This window comes from Mycobacterium sp. 2YAF39, assembly GCF_052114565.1.
Classification (GTDB): Bacteria; Actinomycetota; Actinomycetes; order Mycobacteriales; family Mycobacteriaceae; genus Mycobacterium.
Genome location: NZ_JBFREZ010000009.1, coordinates 1 through 15,457 on the forward strand (window position 1 = coordinate 1; position 15,457 = coordinate 15,457).

The following is a 15,457-nucleotide window of genomic DNA, read 5'->3' on the forward strand; positions in this document are numbered from 1 at the left end:
CCGCTCCCATCCCTCCGGTGCCGACCAACCCCACTACGCCGAGCGAAAAGGCGAGGGATCCAATCCGCAGCGCCTGCTTTTGTGAATTCACTTATTCTCCGAGTGCGGCACTGGACCCCTGACCAGCGCGAATGGTCAATTGCCTTTTAGTCGGTGCGAAACGTCAGTTGCTCAGGAACAGGTAGAACAGGCCGTCGTCACCGGGCCGGCAATCCCAATGTGTGTAGTCGGCGTCGTTGCGCGCGATCTCGACCGCCGGGCCGTCTGCCTGGCAGGCCTCGAGCGTGGCGTAGTTGCCCTCCACCTGAACCTCGTCGGCCTGGGCCACACCCAGCCCGAGCGTCAGCAACGCACCCGCGGCCAGCGCTGCGGCAGCAATCGTCCTCTTCATACTGTTTCCCCTTCTGTCGTCCCCCGACGCGGATTGGCCACCGCGCTTACCAGCCGGCGTAGCGCCGGCCGAACCGCGGACCGGCACTATTAACGCAAGCGTTAGTCAAAAAGCCCACAGGAAATCTTTTAGTTCATCTGTTTAGACGACATTCGCCAAGCTCAACACGCAGGCGGCCGCCCCCTGTCGACAGAGTTAGCGAACGTCAGAGATCGTTGACGTTGAGGATGTCGTCTTGGATCGCTCTGGCGACCAGAGCCGCCTTGGTGGGGGCCGGTCTGCCGACCGCCGCGTACTTGGCCCGCACTCTCTGCAGGTGAGTCGCGACGGTGGACGGCTCGATGTACAACATCTCGGCGACCGCGTTCTTGTTGTCAGTCTGAAACCAGGCGATGAGGACTTCCCGTTCTCGGAGGCTCAGCTGCGGCCGGGCCTGCCTACCGTCGCCGTGCAGCGCCTTCGCCATCCGGGGGCCGACGTGTGGGCGATCGGTATGCGCGGCATGGATCGCCGCCGCCAGCACGTGCTCGGGTTCTGACCTCGCGATACAGCTGACGGCGCCGGCCTCCAACGCGGTTGATACGACGTCGTCATCCGCCAAGCAGGTGTAGACGATCACTCGGTGGCCGGCTTCGCAGATCTCGCGAAGTGCATCGAGGTCCGGTCCGCTGTCCTCGCACGGCAGGTCGAACAGCACCACCGGGCCCCGACCTGTGGTCGGCTGTGTCGCCACGAATTCCGCCGCGCTGGCGAAATGCCCAATGACCTTTATGCGTGGGTTGGAGTCGCTCAACCCCACCTCGATGCCGGCATATATGACGCGATGGCTGCCAATGATTACGACCGATGCCGACCATTCCCCTTCGTACGGCCGTGACATGCCGCAGATCCCCCTACATCCTGCGGTGCAATTGGCCCTGCACCAATTTGCCTGGGGTAGCGCCGCTTCGTCTGCGCGGCGCCGCGTCCTTGCGGATGTTTGCCCCGAAGCGCCGTCGTTGAAACGTGAAGGAGGAGTTCGGCCGTCAAGCCGAGTCATGATTGACATCGTCGTGGTCCTTTCTCTTGAGGCGCCCGCTGGAGGCGCTGCTGAGAAAACAGTCAGGTCCGGCGCTACCCGAATTCTTGAAACATTCTTATGGTGTCGCCGCCGGCACACGCTGCTGCCTCCCTCGGTCTGGCGGGAATGGCCACCGCAGCGCCGCTCAACGACCCCACGTGCTGTGCAGCCACCACGACGACAAGACTTCGAAGCCGTTCCGGCCAAGACGCCGGAGACGGAAGACCACGCCGTAGCGGCCACAAGTGTGACCATGAGTGAATCTCTTTCTGCAACAACAAGGTTTGTCGTTTTACACTGAAGGCAGTTGTTCGACATCGTCGATCAAATCTCCGAAAGCGGGCGCCTTGTCGCACGGCGTCAATCGGCTTCGGCGTATCGGCTCTCGCCGAGCCTGATTCGCCGTATTCTCAGCGAATGCGAGCACGAGTGCGGGTGTCGATCGCGACCGGGTTCATCGCAGCGGCAAGCTGTCTCAGCGGGATACCGCAGGCCGCCGCGGACGACTTGGCATGCTTCTCGGACACGTCGTGTTTTTTCTTGTCCCCGTCGGCAAATATCAGCTGCGAGTTGCATGCCGATGACGGGCAGCCCGCGTCCGCCTATTGCCAAAGCAACGCGTCAGTGCAATCGGTGAGCATGGACGACAGCGGAAACTTCACTCCGTGCACGGGCAATCAATGTATGGGCGATCCGGCAGAGGACACGCCGACGCTTGCCTACGGGCAAACCGCCCGCCTCGGCCCGTTCGCTTGCCTGTCGAGCACCGACGATATGACCTGCACCGTCGACTCCGGCGCGGGCTTTGCCATCTCCCGGGCGGGCATCTTTCCCGTCGGCTGACCCTCGGCGTCGACTCGACCGGGTCGCCGATGTTCTGTTGCGATACCCAGCGAGACGGGCACAGGAGCACTAGCGTGAATTCCCCGTGACAGCCGAGGGAGGCAACGATGCGAGCCGAGTGGTCCTGGCGTCTCAGAGATGGAAGTGTGGGGCGATCTCCGCATAGGTTGGCGGTGCTGGTCGCGGCCATCCTGGTAGGCCTTCTCGGTACCGGGTTGCTGACCCCGCCGCCCGCGTCGGCCGAAGGCGAGACCTACGTCATCGCCACCGACACGACCTTCGCCCCGTTCGAATTCCAGGACGCTCAGGGCAATTTCGTCGGTATCGACATGGACCTCATCAGAGACATCGCGAAGGACCAGGGCTTCAACGTCGACATCAAGCCGTTGGGGTTCGACGCGGCACTGCAAGCGGTGCAAGCCAATCAGGTCGACGGGGTCATCGCGGGTATGTCGATCACCGACAAACGCAAGGCCGTGTTCGACTTTTCCGACCCGTACTTCGAGTCGGGCGTGCAGATGGCGGTGTTGGCCGACAACAACGACATCAAGAGCTACGAAGACCTCAAGGGCAAGCGGGTTGCCGTCAAGAACGGCACCGAAGGCGCGACGTTCGCCGATTCGATCAAGGACAAGTACGGCTTCACGACCGTCTCCTTCGCCGACTCCTCATCGATGTACGACGAGGTGAAGACGGGGAACTCGGTCGCGGTATTCGACGACTACCCGGTGCTCGCCTATGGCATCACCCAGGGCAATGGCCTGAAGACCGTGACGCCGAAGGAGAAGGGGTCCAGCTACGGGTTCGCCGTCAACAAGGGCCGCAACGCCGAGCTGCTGAGCAAGTTCAACGAGGGCCTCAAGAACCTGAAGGCGTCGGGGCGGTACCAGGAGATGATCGACAGCTACCTGGGCGAGGGCGCGAGCGGTGACGACAACTCGTTCTTCGGCCTGGTGAAGAGCACCTTCCCGATCCTGATGGAAGGCCTGAAGATGACCGTCATCCTGACGGTCATCTCCATCGCGATCGCGTTGGTGCTCGGGGTGTTCTTCGGTCTGATGCGGGTGTCGCGCTCGATTTGGCTGCGCGCCATCGGCACGACGTTCGTCGACGTCTTCCGCGGCACTCCACTTCTGGTGCAGGCCTTCTTCATCTACTTCGGCATACCCGCCGCGCTCGGCTTCCAGATGTCGGCATTCACGGCGGGCATCATCACGCTCTCCCTGAACGCGGGCGCGTACATGACCGAGATTGTCCGCGGCGGCATCCAATCGGTCGACAAGGGGCAGATGGAGGCATCCCGTAGCCTGGGTGTCGGATATCTGCCGACGATGCGCAGAGTTATTCTGCCGCAGGCCATCCGGACGATGATCCCGTCGTATATCAATCAGTTCGTCATCACGTTGAAGGACACGTCGATCCTGTCGGTCATCGGCATCGCCGAGCTGACCCAGACGGGGCGAATCATCATCGCCCGCAACTTCCAGTCCTTCTACATGTGGTTGATCATCGGCATCATCTACTTCATCGTCATCATGGCGCTGACCAAACTCTCGGATCGCCTCGAGAAAAGGATCAACAAATGAGCCAGCTCGTTCCGGAGGCCGCGGCCGCCGAACCCGAAGGAACCGTCAAGATCCGAATCGACGGGCTCAAGAAGTCGTTTGGTGATCTGGTGGTGCTCAACGGCATCGACACCACGATCAGCCAGGGTGAAGTGGTCTGTGTCATCGGCCCGTCGGGGTCGGGCAAGTCGACCTTCCTGCGTTGCCTGAACAAGCTGGAGGACATCACCGGCGGCAAGGTTGTGGTCGACGAGTACGACCTGACCGATAAGAAGGTCAACCTCGACAAGGTTCGCCAGCGCATCGGAATGGTGTTCCAGCACTTCAATCTCTTCCCGCACATGTCGGTGATCGACAATGTGACCATGGCGCCGCTGTTGACCAAGAAGATGGACAAGGCCGCAGCGGAGAAGAAGGCGCTCGAGTTGCTCGACCAGGTGGGGCTGAAGGAGAAGGCTCAGGTGAAGCCGTCGACTCTGTCGGGCGGCCAGAAGCAGCGCGTTGCGATCGCCCGCGCGTTGGCGATGAATCCGTCGATCATGCTGTTCGATGAGGCGACCAGCGCCCTGGACCCCGAAATGGTCGGCGATGTCCTGGAGGTGCTGCGCGAACTCGCCGCGGGCGGCATGACAATGGTGGTGGTCACCCACGAGATGGGTTTTGCGCGCGAAGTCGCCTCCCGGGTGCTCTTCATGGACGGTGGGAAGATCGTGGAGGACGCCCCGCCAGACGAACTCTTCGACAAGCCCAAACATCCGCGGTTGCAAGAGTTTCTCTCGAAAGTGCTGTAGCCGTAACTGCGCCGGAACTCCCCGTATTGACGGCGGTGTCGATACCCTAACCAGGGTGTCCCGGTCCGCAGTCACGCCTGGCGCGCGCGTGTGAGCCGCTTGGAGAGTTGGCGGTCGACGAGCGTGCTGTTCGTCGTCGTGGCGCTGGCCTATTCGGTAGGCGCGTTCCTGTCATGGCAATCCTTCGGCGCCGGGGTCGGTCCGGCGTTCTTTCCGCCCGCCGGGGTGACCCTGGCCGCGATGCTTCTGACGCCGCGTTCACGGTGGGCAGTCATCGTCGCGGCGATATTCACGGCGGAGTTGGCGATCGATCTCTTCTACGGTGTCGGCGTCGGTCCTGCATCCGGATTCGCGTTGGCCAACTCGGTGGAGCCCGCAGTCGGGGCCTCGCTGGTCTGGGCCTGGTGCAAAGGCGTGCCCGACCTTCGGGCGCGCGGAGATCTGGCGAAGTTCGTCGTCGCGGCTTGCCTGGCGGGGCCGTTGGTCGGCGGGGTGATCGGCGGGGCGGTGAGTGCCGCGTCCAACGGCACCTACTGGCCCACAGCGGCTTTGCACTGGTGGGCAGGCGACGGGATCGGCGTTCTGGTGGTGGCGGCGCCGATTCTACTGTGGCCCAGACAGTCTCACTTATTGCGGGCGCGACTTGCGGAGACTGCCGCGGTGGTCGCGATTACCGCGGCGCTGTCGCTGACGGCGTTCTGGTGGCAAGCGCCACCGACATTGCTGCTGCTACCGGTGATGGCGTGGGCGGCGTTTCGGCTCGACGTGATCGGTGCCGCGATCGCCGGCGCGGCGCTCGCGTTCACCCTCAACTACGCGACGGGCTCGGGGCGCGGCCTGTTCACGGAACTACACCTGGCGGCGCCGGGCCGACTTGCGGTGACGCAGGGCTTCATCGCGGTCATCGTTCTTGTCGCCATGTTGATCGCGCAGGAAGCGGCCGGACGCGTCGCGGCGGTCAGACGTGGGGATGCCGATCGCCGTGAGCGCGACCGGCTTCAGACCCTGGCTCAGTTGGCCCAGCGGCTGTCGGCGGCGCTGACGCCCGGTCAGATCGGCGACGCCGTTGTCACGCAGCTGTTCGACGACGCCGGGGCGCAAGCGGTGGCACTTGGCCTGGTGAGCACCGACGGCGCACGGCTGGAGTGGGTGAAGACGGCGGGTTATCCACAGCCTGCGCACGACAGACTCGCAACAGGCATCTCACTCGACGACCACACGGCCGCCACCGAGGCAGTGCTCACCGGCCAACCCGTGGTCATCGGCGACTCCGCGGAATACCAGCGGCGGTACCCCGATTACGGCGACATGATGGCCGTCACCGGGGCGGAGGCTCTGGTGAACTGGGCGCTGACCTCCGGCGGCAAGCCGATCGGCGTGCTCGGCCTGATGTGGACGCGACCGCAACGGCTCGACGACGCGCAGTTGGCATATGTCTCCGCGGTCGCCACCATGGTCGGGCACGCCCTGGTGCGCGCTCAGGTGTATGCCGACGAGCATGCCCGCGCGGCAGTGCTGCAGGCGGCGGTCCTGCCCACCGAACCGGCCGACATCGCCGAATTGGACTTGGCGGTCAGCTACGAAATGGCGGATGCCGTGCACGGGCTCGGTGGCGACTGGTACGACGTCATGTCCCTGTCGAACCAGCGGACCTATCTTGCGGTGGGAGACGTGGTGGGACATGGATTGCCCGCGGTCGAAGACATGGCACAACTGCGTACCGCCGCGCGCGCCATGGCCCTGCAGGGGCTGCCGCCCGCGCGACTGCTCACCGAGCTCAACACCTTCACCGCCCACACCAGCCACGGAAGGTTCGCCACCATGGCGGTGGCGGTCTTCGATCCGCTGACCGGCGCCCTGTCGTTCGGTCTGGCCGGGCATCCACCGCCCTTACTGCGTCGCTCGCGCGACGGGAACGTCGTGCGGCTGGTCGGCGCCGACGGTCCAGTGCTCGGGCCCATCCGCGACGCGGTCTACACCGAGGGGCAGGTGACGCTTGAGCCCGGCGACATTCTGGTCATGTACACCGACGGCTTGGTCGAGCGTTCCGGCCGTGACGTCGAGACGGGCATCTCGCAGGCGGAGCGGATGTTGGCCGGCTGGCGGCCGGAGACCGCGATGACGCAGGGCTGCCGGCAACTCACCGAGACGCTTGCATCGCCGCCTCGCCAAGACGACGTCTGTGTCATTGCTGTGCGCCTGCGGGGCACCAGTCAATCGTCTTGAAACGCAAAGTCGCTCACGTTCGGCGCAAAGCGAATGCGGCGGGTCCCGTGTCGCCTAGTGTTCGATCGTGATCAATCGTGGACGACAGGCGATCGTGGTGGGCGTGGCAATCGTGGCATTGGTGGCCGCGGGAGGCTGCGGACGGGATCAGGGGGAAGGATCGAACAAGGCCGCCGAGTACGCCAAGGATCTCCAGTCGAAGGTCATGCTGGATGCCACCATGACGCATCTTCAGAAACTCCAGGACATCGCCGATGCCAACGGCGGCACGCGCGTCGCCGGTTCCCCCGGTTATGACGCCAGTGTCGAATATGTGGCTAAAACGCTGCGCGACAAGGGGTTCGATGTTCAGACTCCGGAGTTCACGATGGGAATGTTCTCCGTCGGCAAGGAGTCGCTGAGCGTCAACGGCCGACCGGTCGAGGCCCACGTCATCGGGTACAGCGGCGCCAGCCCGGCAGAGGGGGCCACTGGCCGATTCGTCGTGGCCTCGGGGGACGGGCACCTGGGATGCACCGCAAGGGACTACAACGGTCTCGACGTCACCGGCGCCGTGGTGATGGTGGACAGGGGCGACTGTCTTCTCGCCGACAAGGCCACCGCAGCAGCCGAACGTGGGGCGATCGCGCTCATCATCGCCAACGACGTTGACGAGAAAGAGTTCAGCGCGGAAATGAGCGAGAGCGATGAGATCGAGATTCCGGTGCTGAGCGTGACCAAGGCCGACGGCGCCAGGCTCCGGTCAGAAACCGGAACGGCCACCGCCATCGCCGAAGCCAAGGTCGAGCAAGTGAAGACGCGCAACGTGATCGCCCAAACGAAAGCCGGGGCCACGGACAACGTCGTCATGGTCGGCGCACACCTCGACAGCGTCAAAGAGGGCCCGGGCATCAACGACAACGGGACGGGCGTGGCGACGGTTTTGGAGACGGCGCTACAGATGGGCCCGTCGCCAGACGTGGCGAACGCGGTGCGGTTCGGATTCTGGGCGGGGGAGGAAGAAGGTCTTCTCGGGTCGAACGACTACGTAAGATCACTGGACGTCGAGGCGCTGAAAGACATTGCGCTGTACCTGAATTTCGACATGATGGCCTCACCCAACACGTGCTACTTCACCTCCGATGCCAACCAGTCCCTACCGCCGGACCCCGAGCTCGAAGAGAACCTGCTGATTCCCGAGGGCTCACCCGGGATAGAGCGCACGCTGGTCGACACCATCGAGAGTGCAGGCAAGACGCCGCAGGACCTGCCATTCGACGGCCGCAGTGACTACGACGGCTTCACCCGCGTCGGCATTCCGGCCGGAAACTTCGACACCGGCGCCGACGACATCAAGACACGGGCGCAGGAGAAACTCTGGGGCGGTACCGCCGGGCAGCCGTGCGATCCCAACTACCACAGCGCCAATGACACCATCCAGAACGTCAACCGGGATGCGCTGGCGCTCAACGGCGGAGTCATCGGATACGTGGTGGGTCACTACGCCCAGGATGAGGGTGGGCGCAACGGCGTCCCGGTGCGCGACGACCGGACCCGCCATCCACTGCCCGACGAGGAGTAGCCAACTACTCCTGGCCCGGATAGGCCAGCGCATCGGTAACACTGCCGCCGTTCACCGACGGACCGAGCAACACCGTTGAGGTGTTCTCGGCGGGGTCGTAGTCGATCAGCGCTTGACCGGGCCCGCAGGAGGCCGCCGCCCTCACGATGAGATCGTCACCGCTGACACCGATGACGAAGACGCTCCCGCCGGGATCGGTGCCGGGCACCGTCACCTGTGACGTCGTGCCGTCGGTATTGAGTTTCTCGAGCACATAGGTGGAGCACTGCCAAGCGGTCTGCACGAATGTCCCCGCAGGCACTTGCCAGGCATTGAAATCGCCCTTCCCGGGATTCGGCGCCGTGAGCGCGGTCGGCGCCCTGCCGTCGAGAGGCATCAGCCACAGCTGCGGCAGATCGCCCCCGTTGGAACGGCAGCCCACGAGCAGGGTCTCGCCGGATTCGTCCCACCACCGTTCGGGGCCGCACCAATTTGCGCCCGGCACAGAGAGCGTCCGGCCGACCGTCCCGTCGTTGCCCATCACAACCACGCTGCCTGCGTCCAGTCCGAGAACCAGCTGGCTCCCGTCGGGGGTGGACAGGAAGTTGCCGGTGAAGGGGCTGCCCAGCTTGTCCGTCGGATAGAGCAGTTCACGTTCGCCGCCCAGACCGACCCGCTCCAGCGTCGGAGGCTGCGCGCCGTTGTCGTGGGCAAGCAGCAATGCCTCGCCGGACGGCAGGGTGAAGCGGGGGTCGAAGCGATCGTCGGCCGCGAAGGGTGCGGTGGTCTGTTCTCCGGTGTGCAAGTCGACGACGATCGTCGTCGCGGAGTCGGCGTCGTTGATCAGAGCCCGTTGACCGTCGCCGGACCAGTCGGCCAACTTGGGTCCGTAGCCGTCGCCGTGCGATGGGAATGTGGTGATCGGGTAGCGCTCGCCCGACGGATCCACCAGGTACAGGGTGGTGTCGGTCGGTTTGTCTGTAGCCGGTGGCTCGCCGGGTACGTAGGGGTCCAGCGTCCAGGTGGCCAATGTCCACCCCGGGCCGACGTCGTCCCAGGGGACGTTCTCGATCGAGGCCTCGTCACCGTCGCCGCGGGCCGATTTCGGAGCGGACTTCGTCGCCGACCCGGCCGCCGCGCTCGAGGCCGCACCGCTGGTTTCCGCCGGTGGCGCGGTCGCCGACGAGCAGCCGCCTACCAGCGCTGCTGCCACTGCGAATACCGCTGTGGTTCTCCATGTGAGCATGGCGTCACCTCTTGATCAAGATCACACCACGCCGTGCCGCCGAAAAACCGGTAACGCCGAATGCGGACTCCTGTGATGTCGATTCGTTCCGGTGGTTTTCCGGTTCGACATCAGAGTCGGACAGCGCCCTTGAGGAATCCTTGTCAGATTCTTGGCGACGATCGGCGGCGCCGGCCTCTGCGCCGCGAATCATGTTGGACCGCATTCATGATCGGATACGGGTCGACTTTTGCGGCCGGGAGTGTTCACATGTCGAAGACATGAAAAGGGGGCCTGATGGCCAACATCGACCTGAAGCTCGAGATCGTCGTCATTCCCGTCTCCGATGTGAACCGCGCAAAGGCGTTCTATGCGCAGCTCGGCTGGCGACTCGATGCCGATTTCGACAGCGGCAACGACTTTCGCGTCATTCAGTTCACGCCTCCCGGCTCCGGCTGTTCGATCATCTTCGGCGAGAACGTCACCGCCGCCCCGCCGGGCTCTGCCCAGGGCCTCTACCTGATTGTGTCCGATGTTCAGACCGCGCGTGCCGAGCTGCTCGACAAGGGTGTTGATATAAGCGAGGTGTTCCACGACTCCGCCGGGGAGCACGCCGGCCCGGACGAGCCTTATCTGTTCGGGCGGCTGCGGGTCGGTGGCCCACCGGCCGAGCCTGCGAGCTACCACTCCTTCGCGTCGTTTCACGATCCCGACGGCAACGGCTGGCTGCTGCAGGAGGTGACGACGCGTGCGCCCGGGCGGATTGACACCGAGACCACCTTCGCATCCGTCACCGACCTTGCGAGTGCCCTTCGTCGGGCCGGGGCCGCGCATGGAAAGCATGAGGAGCGGACCGGCGGTCAGTACGACGAGAACTGGTCGCAGTGGTACGCCGAGTACATCGTGCGCGAGCAGTCCGGTGAAGAACTGCCGCAATGAGTCTCGCGCCTCTACTCACTCACCGGAATCGTCGTTGTCCCCTTGACTCGATGCGCCGTTGTCGCCCTGGCCGTTGGGCCCATGACCGGTCGCTGCCCTGGTCAGGTTCCTGGTGACGTCGGTGACGTTCTTGACGAGATCGCTCACCGAACCGCGAATCTGCTGACTGGTCTCGCGAACGGGATCTCGTACCGGGCTCTGGCCCGACGGCCGGTTGTCGGCACTGGATCCGTGATCACCGGCCAACGGGGTCATGGTCCCTCGCCAGACGTTCAACCGTGGGCGCTGCGCGCCGGTGGTGGTGTCCGCCGCGGGTGTGGACGGTGCGTTGTTCGCCGCCGCGCCACTCGCCGGCGGAGTCGGCGAAACCGTTGCCGCGTCAGCGTTGACAGTCATCCGCTGCGCATTTTGATCGGGTGCAGGGTGTGCGGCGAGCGGCGTCACCGAACTCAGATTGCTGGTGGCGTTGTCACTCTGGACGACGTCGATCGCGTCCAGCAGATCGCCCGGTGTCACCGAATCCAGATTGATCGGTCCGATCACTTGTTCGACGAGGCCCGTCAGAAGGCCGAAGGGATTGTTTTTTTGCGAGGCCGGCGGGTTGTTGAGACCCGGAATCCCGCCGGAAAAGAAAGCGTCCTGGAATCCGCCGCTCAAGGCTCTGACGAAGTCTGCAGGCACCGCATTCCAATTGACGTTCTTTGGGAAGCTGAAGAACGGCATGGCTTCTCCGCCGTTACTGCCGAAGTTGTTGGAGAAGTCGCGCTGGTAGTCATCACGGAAGTCGTTCGGATCGTCGCCGTATTGAACGACGTTCGTATAACCGAGGTTTCCGAGCATGCTGATCGCCGGCTCAACCGCATCCGCGAACGGATTCGTGATCGTTTGGCCGGTAGCAATGCTCATGAGGTCGGTCGGATAGCGGAATGGTTCGAGCATGGGCTGCGCGCCGTTCTCGAGCGTGAGGTACTGATTGAGTGCCTCGTATCGATCCTCCGGATCCGGGCCGTTGGGTATATCGACATTGATTCCCGGGAACGTGTCAGCCAGCGCGCTGGTGAGGATGGGGTTCAAGGCGAGGATGGATGCTTCCCTGGACAGGTTCACACTTGGCAGGTCGCCCGGAAGGTTGACAGTCAGGCCGTCCCCGATGAGTGCGGACCCGAAGTTGCCCACCAGATTGGCCACCAGTGGATTGAGAGTCTGCAATCCGATCCCGCTGACATCGGAGCCCCGCAGGATGTACGTCGGGTAGGCGAACGCCGCTGCGTTGTTCATCAGCGTGACCGGGTTGGGCCAGGCGGCGAAGTCGGACAGCGGGTCGTTCTGCACGGTGGCGTCGACCTTGACCGGCACGAGCACGGCGTTGCCGTCGGTCTGCACGTCGAAATCGTTGGTGGCGGTATCGATTCCGAAGGGCGCGAAGAACGGTGCGAACCGGGCAGCCACGCCGCCGTCGTTCCGGCCCGGGTTCCGCAGCAGGAGCATCGGCACGATCGTCACGCTTGATCCCGGCTGGGCGTTCGGACCCGTTCCGCCTGGCTGATTGGGAAGATCCGCCTCAACCTGCGGGTAGGCCATGCCTGCCGCCAGCGCACCGATGCCGAACCCGACGACCAACGGGATACGCAGACTGACCAGATCGAGGTCGAGGCTCCCGGTGATTTTTTCCGGCGGGCAATCTGCCCGATGGCAGTTGGGGTCGTACAGCGGATTGTCAACCGGGACAGGAATGTCGAGGTCTGAGCCGCCCAGGTACGACGTGCCGTTGATCTCGTCGGCGATGCGCGATGGCAGTGCCGGCACCCAGAACGGGTTCAGGCCGGCGATGCCCAGCAGACCGAACGGTGGCCCGGTCGTGATGACGTTCACCCCGGGAATGTTGGGGATCGTTGGCAGCGCAGCCGATGACGGGGGCGCCAGGCCGAGCGTCATCGCCGTGGCGGTCGCGGCGGCGCCCCCCGCAATCGATGCTTTCCTGACGAACTCGCGACCCCGCTTCGACCTGTGCTTGACCGCCCTGTGCTTAGCCATCGCCCGTGTCCCTCGTCAGATCTCTCACAGCAAAGTGATCGGAACGTAACAGCCAAAGACGGGTCTGGCAAACATTTTCTGCGTTTTCGGCAACTTTCACGAGGGCGTCAATTAGTTCATTTACAAAAGTTGCTCCCAGAAATTGGAATGGTCTCCCATTACTGGGATTATGCGTCGAATACTGGCAATATATCGATCAAAGAACAGCCATTTACTTGCACTATGCCGTAGCTGTCCCGGTGCCGAGATTTCCGCGTTGGCACTAGATAAGCGAAGTTGAGCCGCGATGCTCGCTAATACAGCCGAGGTCGCTTCTCGCCGTCTGAGCACAATGCGCAGAATGCTCGACATCGCGCGTTGCGTGGCTTGTGCGCACAAGCGCGACACGGCCCGCAGCGCCGCAACGCTCACTGTCTTCGTCCCCGACGGAACGGCTTCGATCAGGGACAGTCTCGTCGTCTGGCTGCCGGGGCTGTCCGTCGTCGTGTGGTACCTGAGTGTCGCTCTCGCGCTGCTTCGTGTGAGTCGACGCCAAGCCGTATCAAACGAGGGCCGATCGAGTTCTACCTGATATCAGATCGCCGACACCGATGCAGGCGCGCTGGGTATGGGCGGACTGAGTGCCCAAAAACATGTCCTTGAGGTCGCGCGCTCTTATCGTTAGCCCTATGTCATCAGATAGTGCCGAGTTGGCCATCGTATTGGCGATCGTGGCGGTCGTAGGCGGCTTGATCGCGGCTGAGATCGGACGTAGGGGAACGCGATACGCCGCGCACCTCCAGGCGCAGCAGGCTTTCAGGGAGGTCCAGGTCTCGATCCTGACCGAGTTCATCGAGACCGTCCTGAATACGGCACGCGCCGTGCAGTCCTACGCCTTCGGAGCCACCGCCGATCAGCGCAGCAGGCGCGATCACGGTGCCGAGTGGGCGGACATCCAGCCGCTGCTCGGTCCCGCGCTGACGGCCGTCCAGCGAGCTCGCGCACTCTCGAAATCACTGATCTGGCAGGACATCACCGATGCCTATGAAAAGTGCGACGACTTCTTCTTCAAGATCATCCGGGGGTCGGAAGGGGATGAGGAGTATCAGTCATGGGCTGATGTCCTCTACGACGAGACCGATCCAGTCACGGTGGTGATCGCCATCGCCGGAGAGCGGCGGCGTGAGGTTCTGGACGCCTATCGCGCGTGATGTCGAGCGCCGAGCTCGCGGCATGCGGACCGGAGCCGCGCCCGCCGTATCTAAATCCGCGCCGGTGGCGGCTCGAGTCCGGCCGGCTACGAAAGTGCCGGCCAAGGCGTATCCGTGCCGTATCCAAGGCGGCTGCGGCACTTAAACTCTCCTTATCGGGCGATCAATAATTGGCTGTTCTCTGTGCATTCATTCGCTCGACGCGCGCCTTGCGGTACACCGTGTCAGCATTGGGTCATGGGGGCATTGCGAACCGTCGGCGTCATTGGCGCTGCAGCAGCCACGACTGCGCTGCTGCAGTGTGTTTCCGCACCGGTCGCGCACGCCGCCCCGTGCCCCGACGCCGAGGTGATATTCGCCCGCGGCACCACCGAGCTGCCCGGCGTCGGCCCGACGGGAGATGCATTCGTCAGCTCACTGCAATCTCAGGTCGGTGGGAAGTCGGTTGGGGTGTACCCAGTGAATTACCCTGCAACCACTGACTTTCGAACCGCCGTCGACGGTATCAACGATGCCCGCACACACATCCTGGCCACGGCCGCGGCTTGTCCTCAGACCAAGATGGTGCTCGGCGGATTCTCTCAAGGCGCAGCGGTGATGGGATTTGTCACCGCGAATGTTGTGCCAGAGGGGGTTTCGGATTTAGCGGTGCCTGCGCCGATGCCTCTGGAGCTGGCCGACCACGTCGCCGCGGTTGCGCTGTTCGGGAAGCCGTCGGCGCGCTTCATGCGTGCGATCAGTGACCCGCAGATCGTGATCGGCCCGGGCTACGTCGACAAGACCATCGACCTATGCGTAGACGACGATCTGGTTTGCGACCCCGATGGCAGGAGCTTTGGCGTGCACAGCCGCTACCCCGACGTTGGGATGGCGGAGCAGGGAGCGACTTTGGTTGCCCAGAGGCTCCAGGCGATGTGGGCGGCCGATGCGGCCATCGACACGCCGGCTACCCCAAGTCCGGTTGAGTCCCCGGCAGCTGCGCTGCTGTCCGTACCCATCGCGGGTGACACCCCGCCTGTGCATGTCGGGGATCCGACGCCCCAGGCGCAGGGACCGCTGCCCGGTCCCGCTCCGATGTCACCGGCGTCACCCAGTCAGGTGCCTTAAGGCACTTCTCCCTTCCATATGCACCGGTGGGTCCGCCTACGGGTGCCGGCATGAAATCCATTGCGCTGAATTGGAGTATTCAAAAACTCAGCTTCGTGGACAACGGCTGCCGCATACTCCTGGGCAACGATCGGCGACAATCCTCTGCGCATTCCGATTGGCAACCCGTGCGCCGAGACGCGCCGTAGGCTGCGGTCGTACGCAATCGTCGTCGATGCCTCAGAGAGGAATATTCATGGCGGACTTCGAGGGCCGGTTGGCGTGTGTCATAGCCGCCGACGGTTCCATCGCGCGGGGCTACATGATCGACAGTTGCGAACTGATAGGTGACGCCGTGTACGAGATCGCGTGGAACGTCCCCCTGCAGAAGGAGGCGAAGACCAACTTCTCCTGTGTGATCGGCAGTGTCGCTGGAGAAGACGTCGAACCCGGATTCTGCACCGTGGGCCTCTCCAGCGACATCATGAAGATGCGGGTCAAGACGTACGACGTCACGGGCAAGCCCGCGCAGCGTCCGTTCCACCTGGCTGTCTTCCGCGATTGACA

At 63.8% G+C, this 15,457-nt stretch carries 13 protein-coding genes; 9 read left to right on the forward strand and 4 right to left on the reverse strand.

All coding sequences use genetic code 11. The features are described 5' to 3' along the window. Nucleotides 1–163: 163 nt before the first annotated feature. Both AB4Z42_RS22970 and AB4Z42_RS22975 read right to left on the reverse strand, forming a co-directional pair. Nucleotides 164–391, reverse strand: coding sequence for a hypothetical protein (locus AB4Z42_RS22970; RefSeq protein WP_442011539.1), 228 nt, complete (start codon nucleotides 389–391; stop codon nucleotides 164–166). 205 nt (nucleotides 392–596) lie between these two features. Continuing rightward, nucleotides 597–1,271 carry a DNA-binding response regulator gene (locus AB4Z42_RS22975; RefSeq protein WP_442011540.1) on the reverse strand — a complete coding sequence of 225 codons (675 nt, stop codon included), beginning with the start codon at nucleotides 1,269–1,271 and terminating at the stop codon, nucleotides 597–599. Nucleotides 1,272–1,886: 615 nt separating this feature from the next. On the opposite strand from AB4Z42_RS22975, the gene AB4Z42_RS22980 reads away from it, so the two are divergent. The 5 genes from AB4Z42_RS22980 (at nucleotide 1,887) to AB4Z42_RS23000 (ending at nucleotide 8,437) form a co-directional block, all read left to right on the forward strand. Continuing rightward, nucleotides 1,887–2,294, forward strand: coding sequence for a DUF6636 domain-containing protein (locus AB4Z42_RS22980; RefSeq protein ID WP_442011541.1), 408 nt, complete (start codon nucleotides 1,887–1,889; stop codon nucleotides 2,292–2,294). 107 nt (nucleotides 2,295–2,401) lie between these two features. After that, on the forward strand, nucleotides 2,402–3,880 hold the full coding sequence (locus AB4Z42_RS22985; RefSeq protein WP_442011542.1) for an amino acid ABC transporter substrate-binding protein/permease: 1,479 nt from the start codon (nucleotides 2,402–2,404) through the stop codon (nucleotides 3,878–3,880). Next, nucleotides 3,877–4,650 (forward strand): amino acid ABC transporter ATP-binding protein, encoded by a 774-nt coding sequence (locus tag AB4Z42_RS22990; protein WP_442011543.1) that lies wholly within the window; start codon nucleotides 3,877–3,879, stop codon nucleotides 4,648–4,650. The genes AB4Z42_RS22985 and AB4Z42_RS22990 overlap by 4 nt, the downstream gene beginning before the upstream one ends. A 90-nt stretch (nucleotides 4,651–4,740) precedes the next feature. Continuing rightward, the gene (locus AB4Z42_RS22995; protein ID WP_442011544.1) at nucleotides 4,741–6,876 is read left to right on the forward strand and encodes a SpoIIE family protein phosphatase; all 2,136 of its coding nucleotides are present in this window, start codon (nucleotides 4,741–4,743) and stop codon (nucleotides 6,874–6,876) included. Between the two features lie 67 nt (nucleotides 6,877–6,943). Then, nucleotides 6,944–8,437: a M28 family peptidase gene (locus AB4Z42_RS23000; RefSeq protein ID WP_442011545.1), complete on the forward strand. Its 1,494-nt coding sequence runs from the start codon at nucleotides 6,944–6,946 to the stop codon at nucleotides 8,435–8,437. Nucleotides 8,438–8,441: 4 nt separating this feature from the next. Here the strand turns inward: AB4Z42_RS23000 and AB4Z42_RS23005 are convergent, their stop codons facing one another. Beyond that, nucleotides 8,442–9,662: a hypothetical protein gene (locus AB4Z42_RS23005; RefSeq protein WP_442011546.1), complete on the reverse strand. Its 1,221-nt coding sequence runs from the start codon at nucleotides 9,660–9,662 to the stop codon at nucleotides 8,442–8,444. 276 nt (nucleotides 9,663–9,938) lie between these two features. Here AB4Z42_RS23005 and AB4Z42_RS23010 point away from each other — a divergent pair, with 276 nt between their 5' ends. After that, the gene (locus tag AB4Z42_RS23010; protein ID WP_442011547.1) at nucleotides 9,939–10,580 is read left to right on the forward strand and encodes a VOC family protein; all 642 of its coding nucleotides are present in this window, start codon (nucleotides 9,939–9,941) and stop codon (nucleotides 10,578–10,580) included. 15 nt (nucleotides 10,581–10,595) lie between these two features. On the opposite strand, the gene AB4Z42_RS23015 is transcribed toward AB4Z42_RS23010, so the two are convergent. Continuing rightward, nucleotides 10,596–12,614, reverse strand: coding sequence for a hypothetical protein (locus tag AB4Z42_RS23015; protein ID WP_442011548.1), 2,019 nt, complete (start codon nucleotides 12,612–12,614; stop codon nucleotides 10,596–10,598). Nucleotides 12,615–13,282: 668 nt separating this feature from the next. Between AB4Z42_RS23015 and AB4Z42_RS23020 the strand changes: the two genes are divergently transcribed. From AB4Z42_RS23020 to AB4Z42_RS23030, 3 genes are all read left to right on the forward strand, one after another. Then, nucleotides 13,283–13,804 (forward strand): hypothetical protein, encoded by a 522-nt coding sequence (locus tag AB4Z42_RS23020; protein WP_442011549.1) that lies wholly within the window; start codon nucleotides 13,283–13,285, stop codon nucleotides 13,802–13,804. A gap of 237 nt (nucleotides 13,805–14,041) precedes the next feature. Then, nucleotides 14,042–14,911, forward strand: coding sequence for a cutinase family protein (locus AB4Z42_RS23025; protein WP_442011550.1), 870 nt, complete (start codon nucleotides 14,042–14,044; stop codon nucleotides 14,909–14,911). 235 nt (nucleotides 14,912–15,146) lie between these two features. Continuing rightward, nucleotides 15,147–15,455 carry a hypothetical protein gene (locus AB4Z42_RS23030; RefSeq protein WP_442011551.1) on the forward strand — a complete coding sequence of 103 codons (309 nt, stop codon included), beginning with the start codon at nucleotides 15,147–15,149 and terminating at the stop codon, nucleotides 15,453–15,455. The last annotated feature ends 2 nt before the right edge of the window (nucleotides 15,456–15,457 follow it).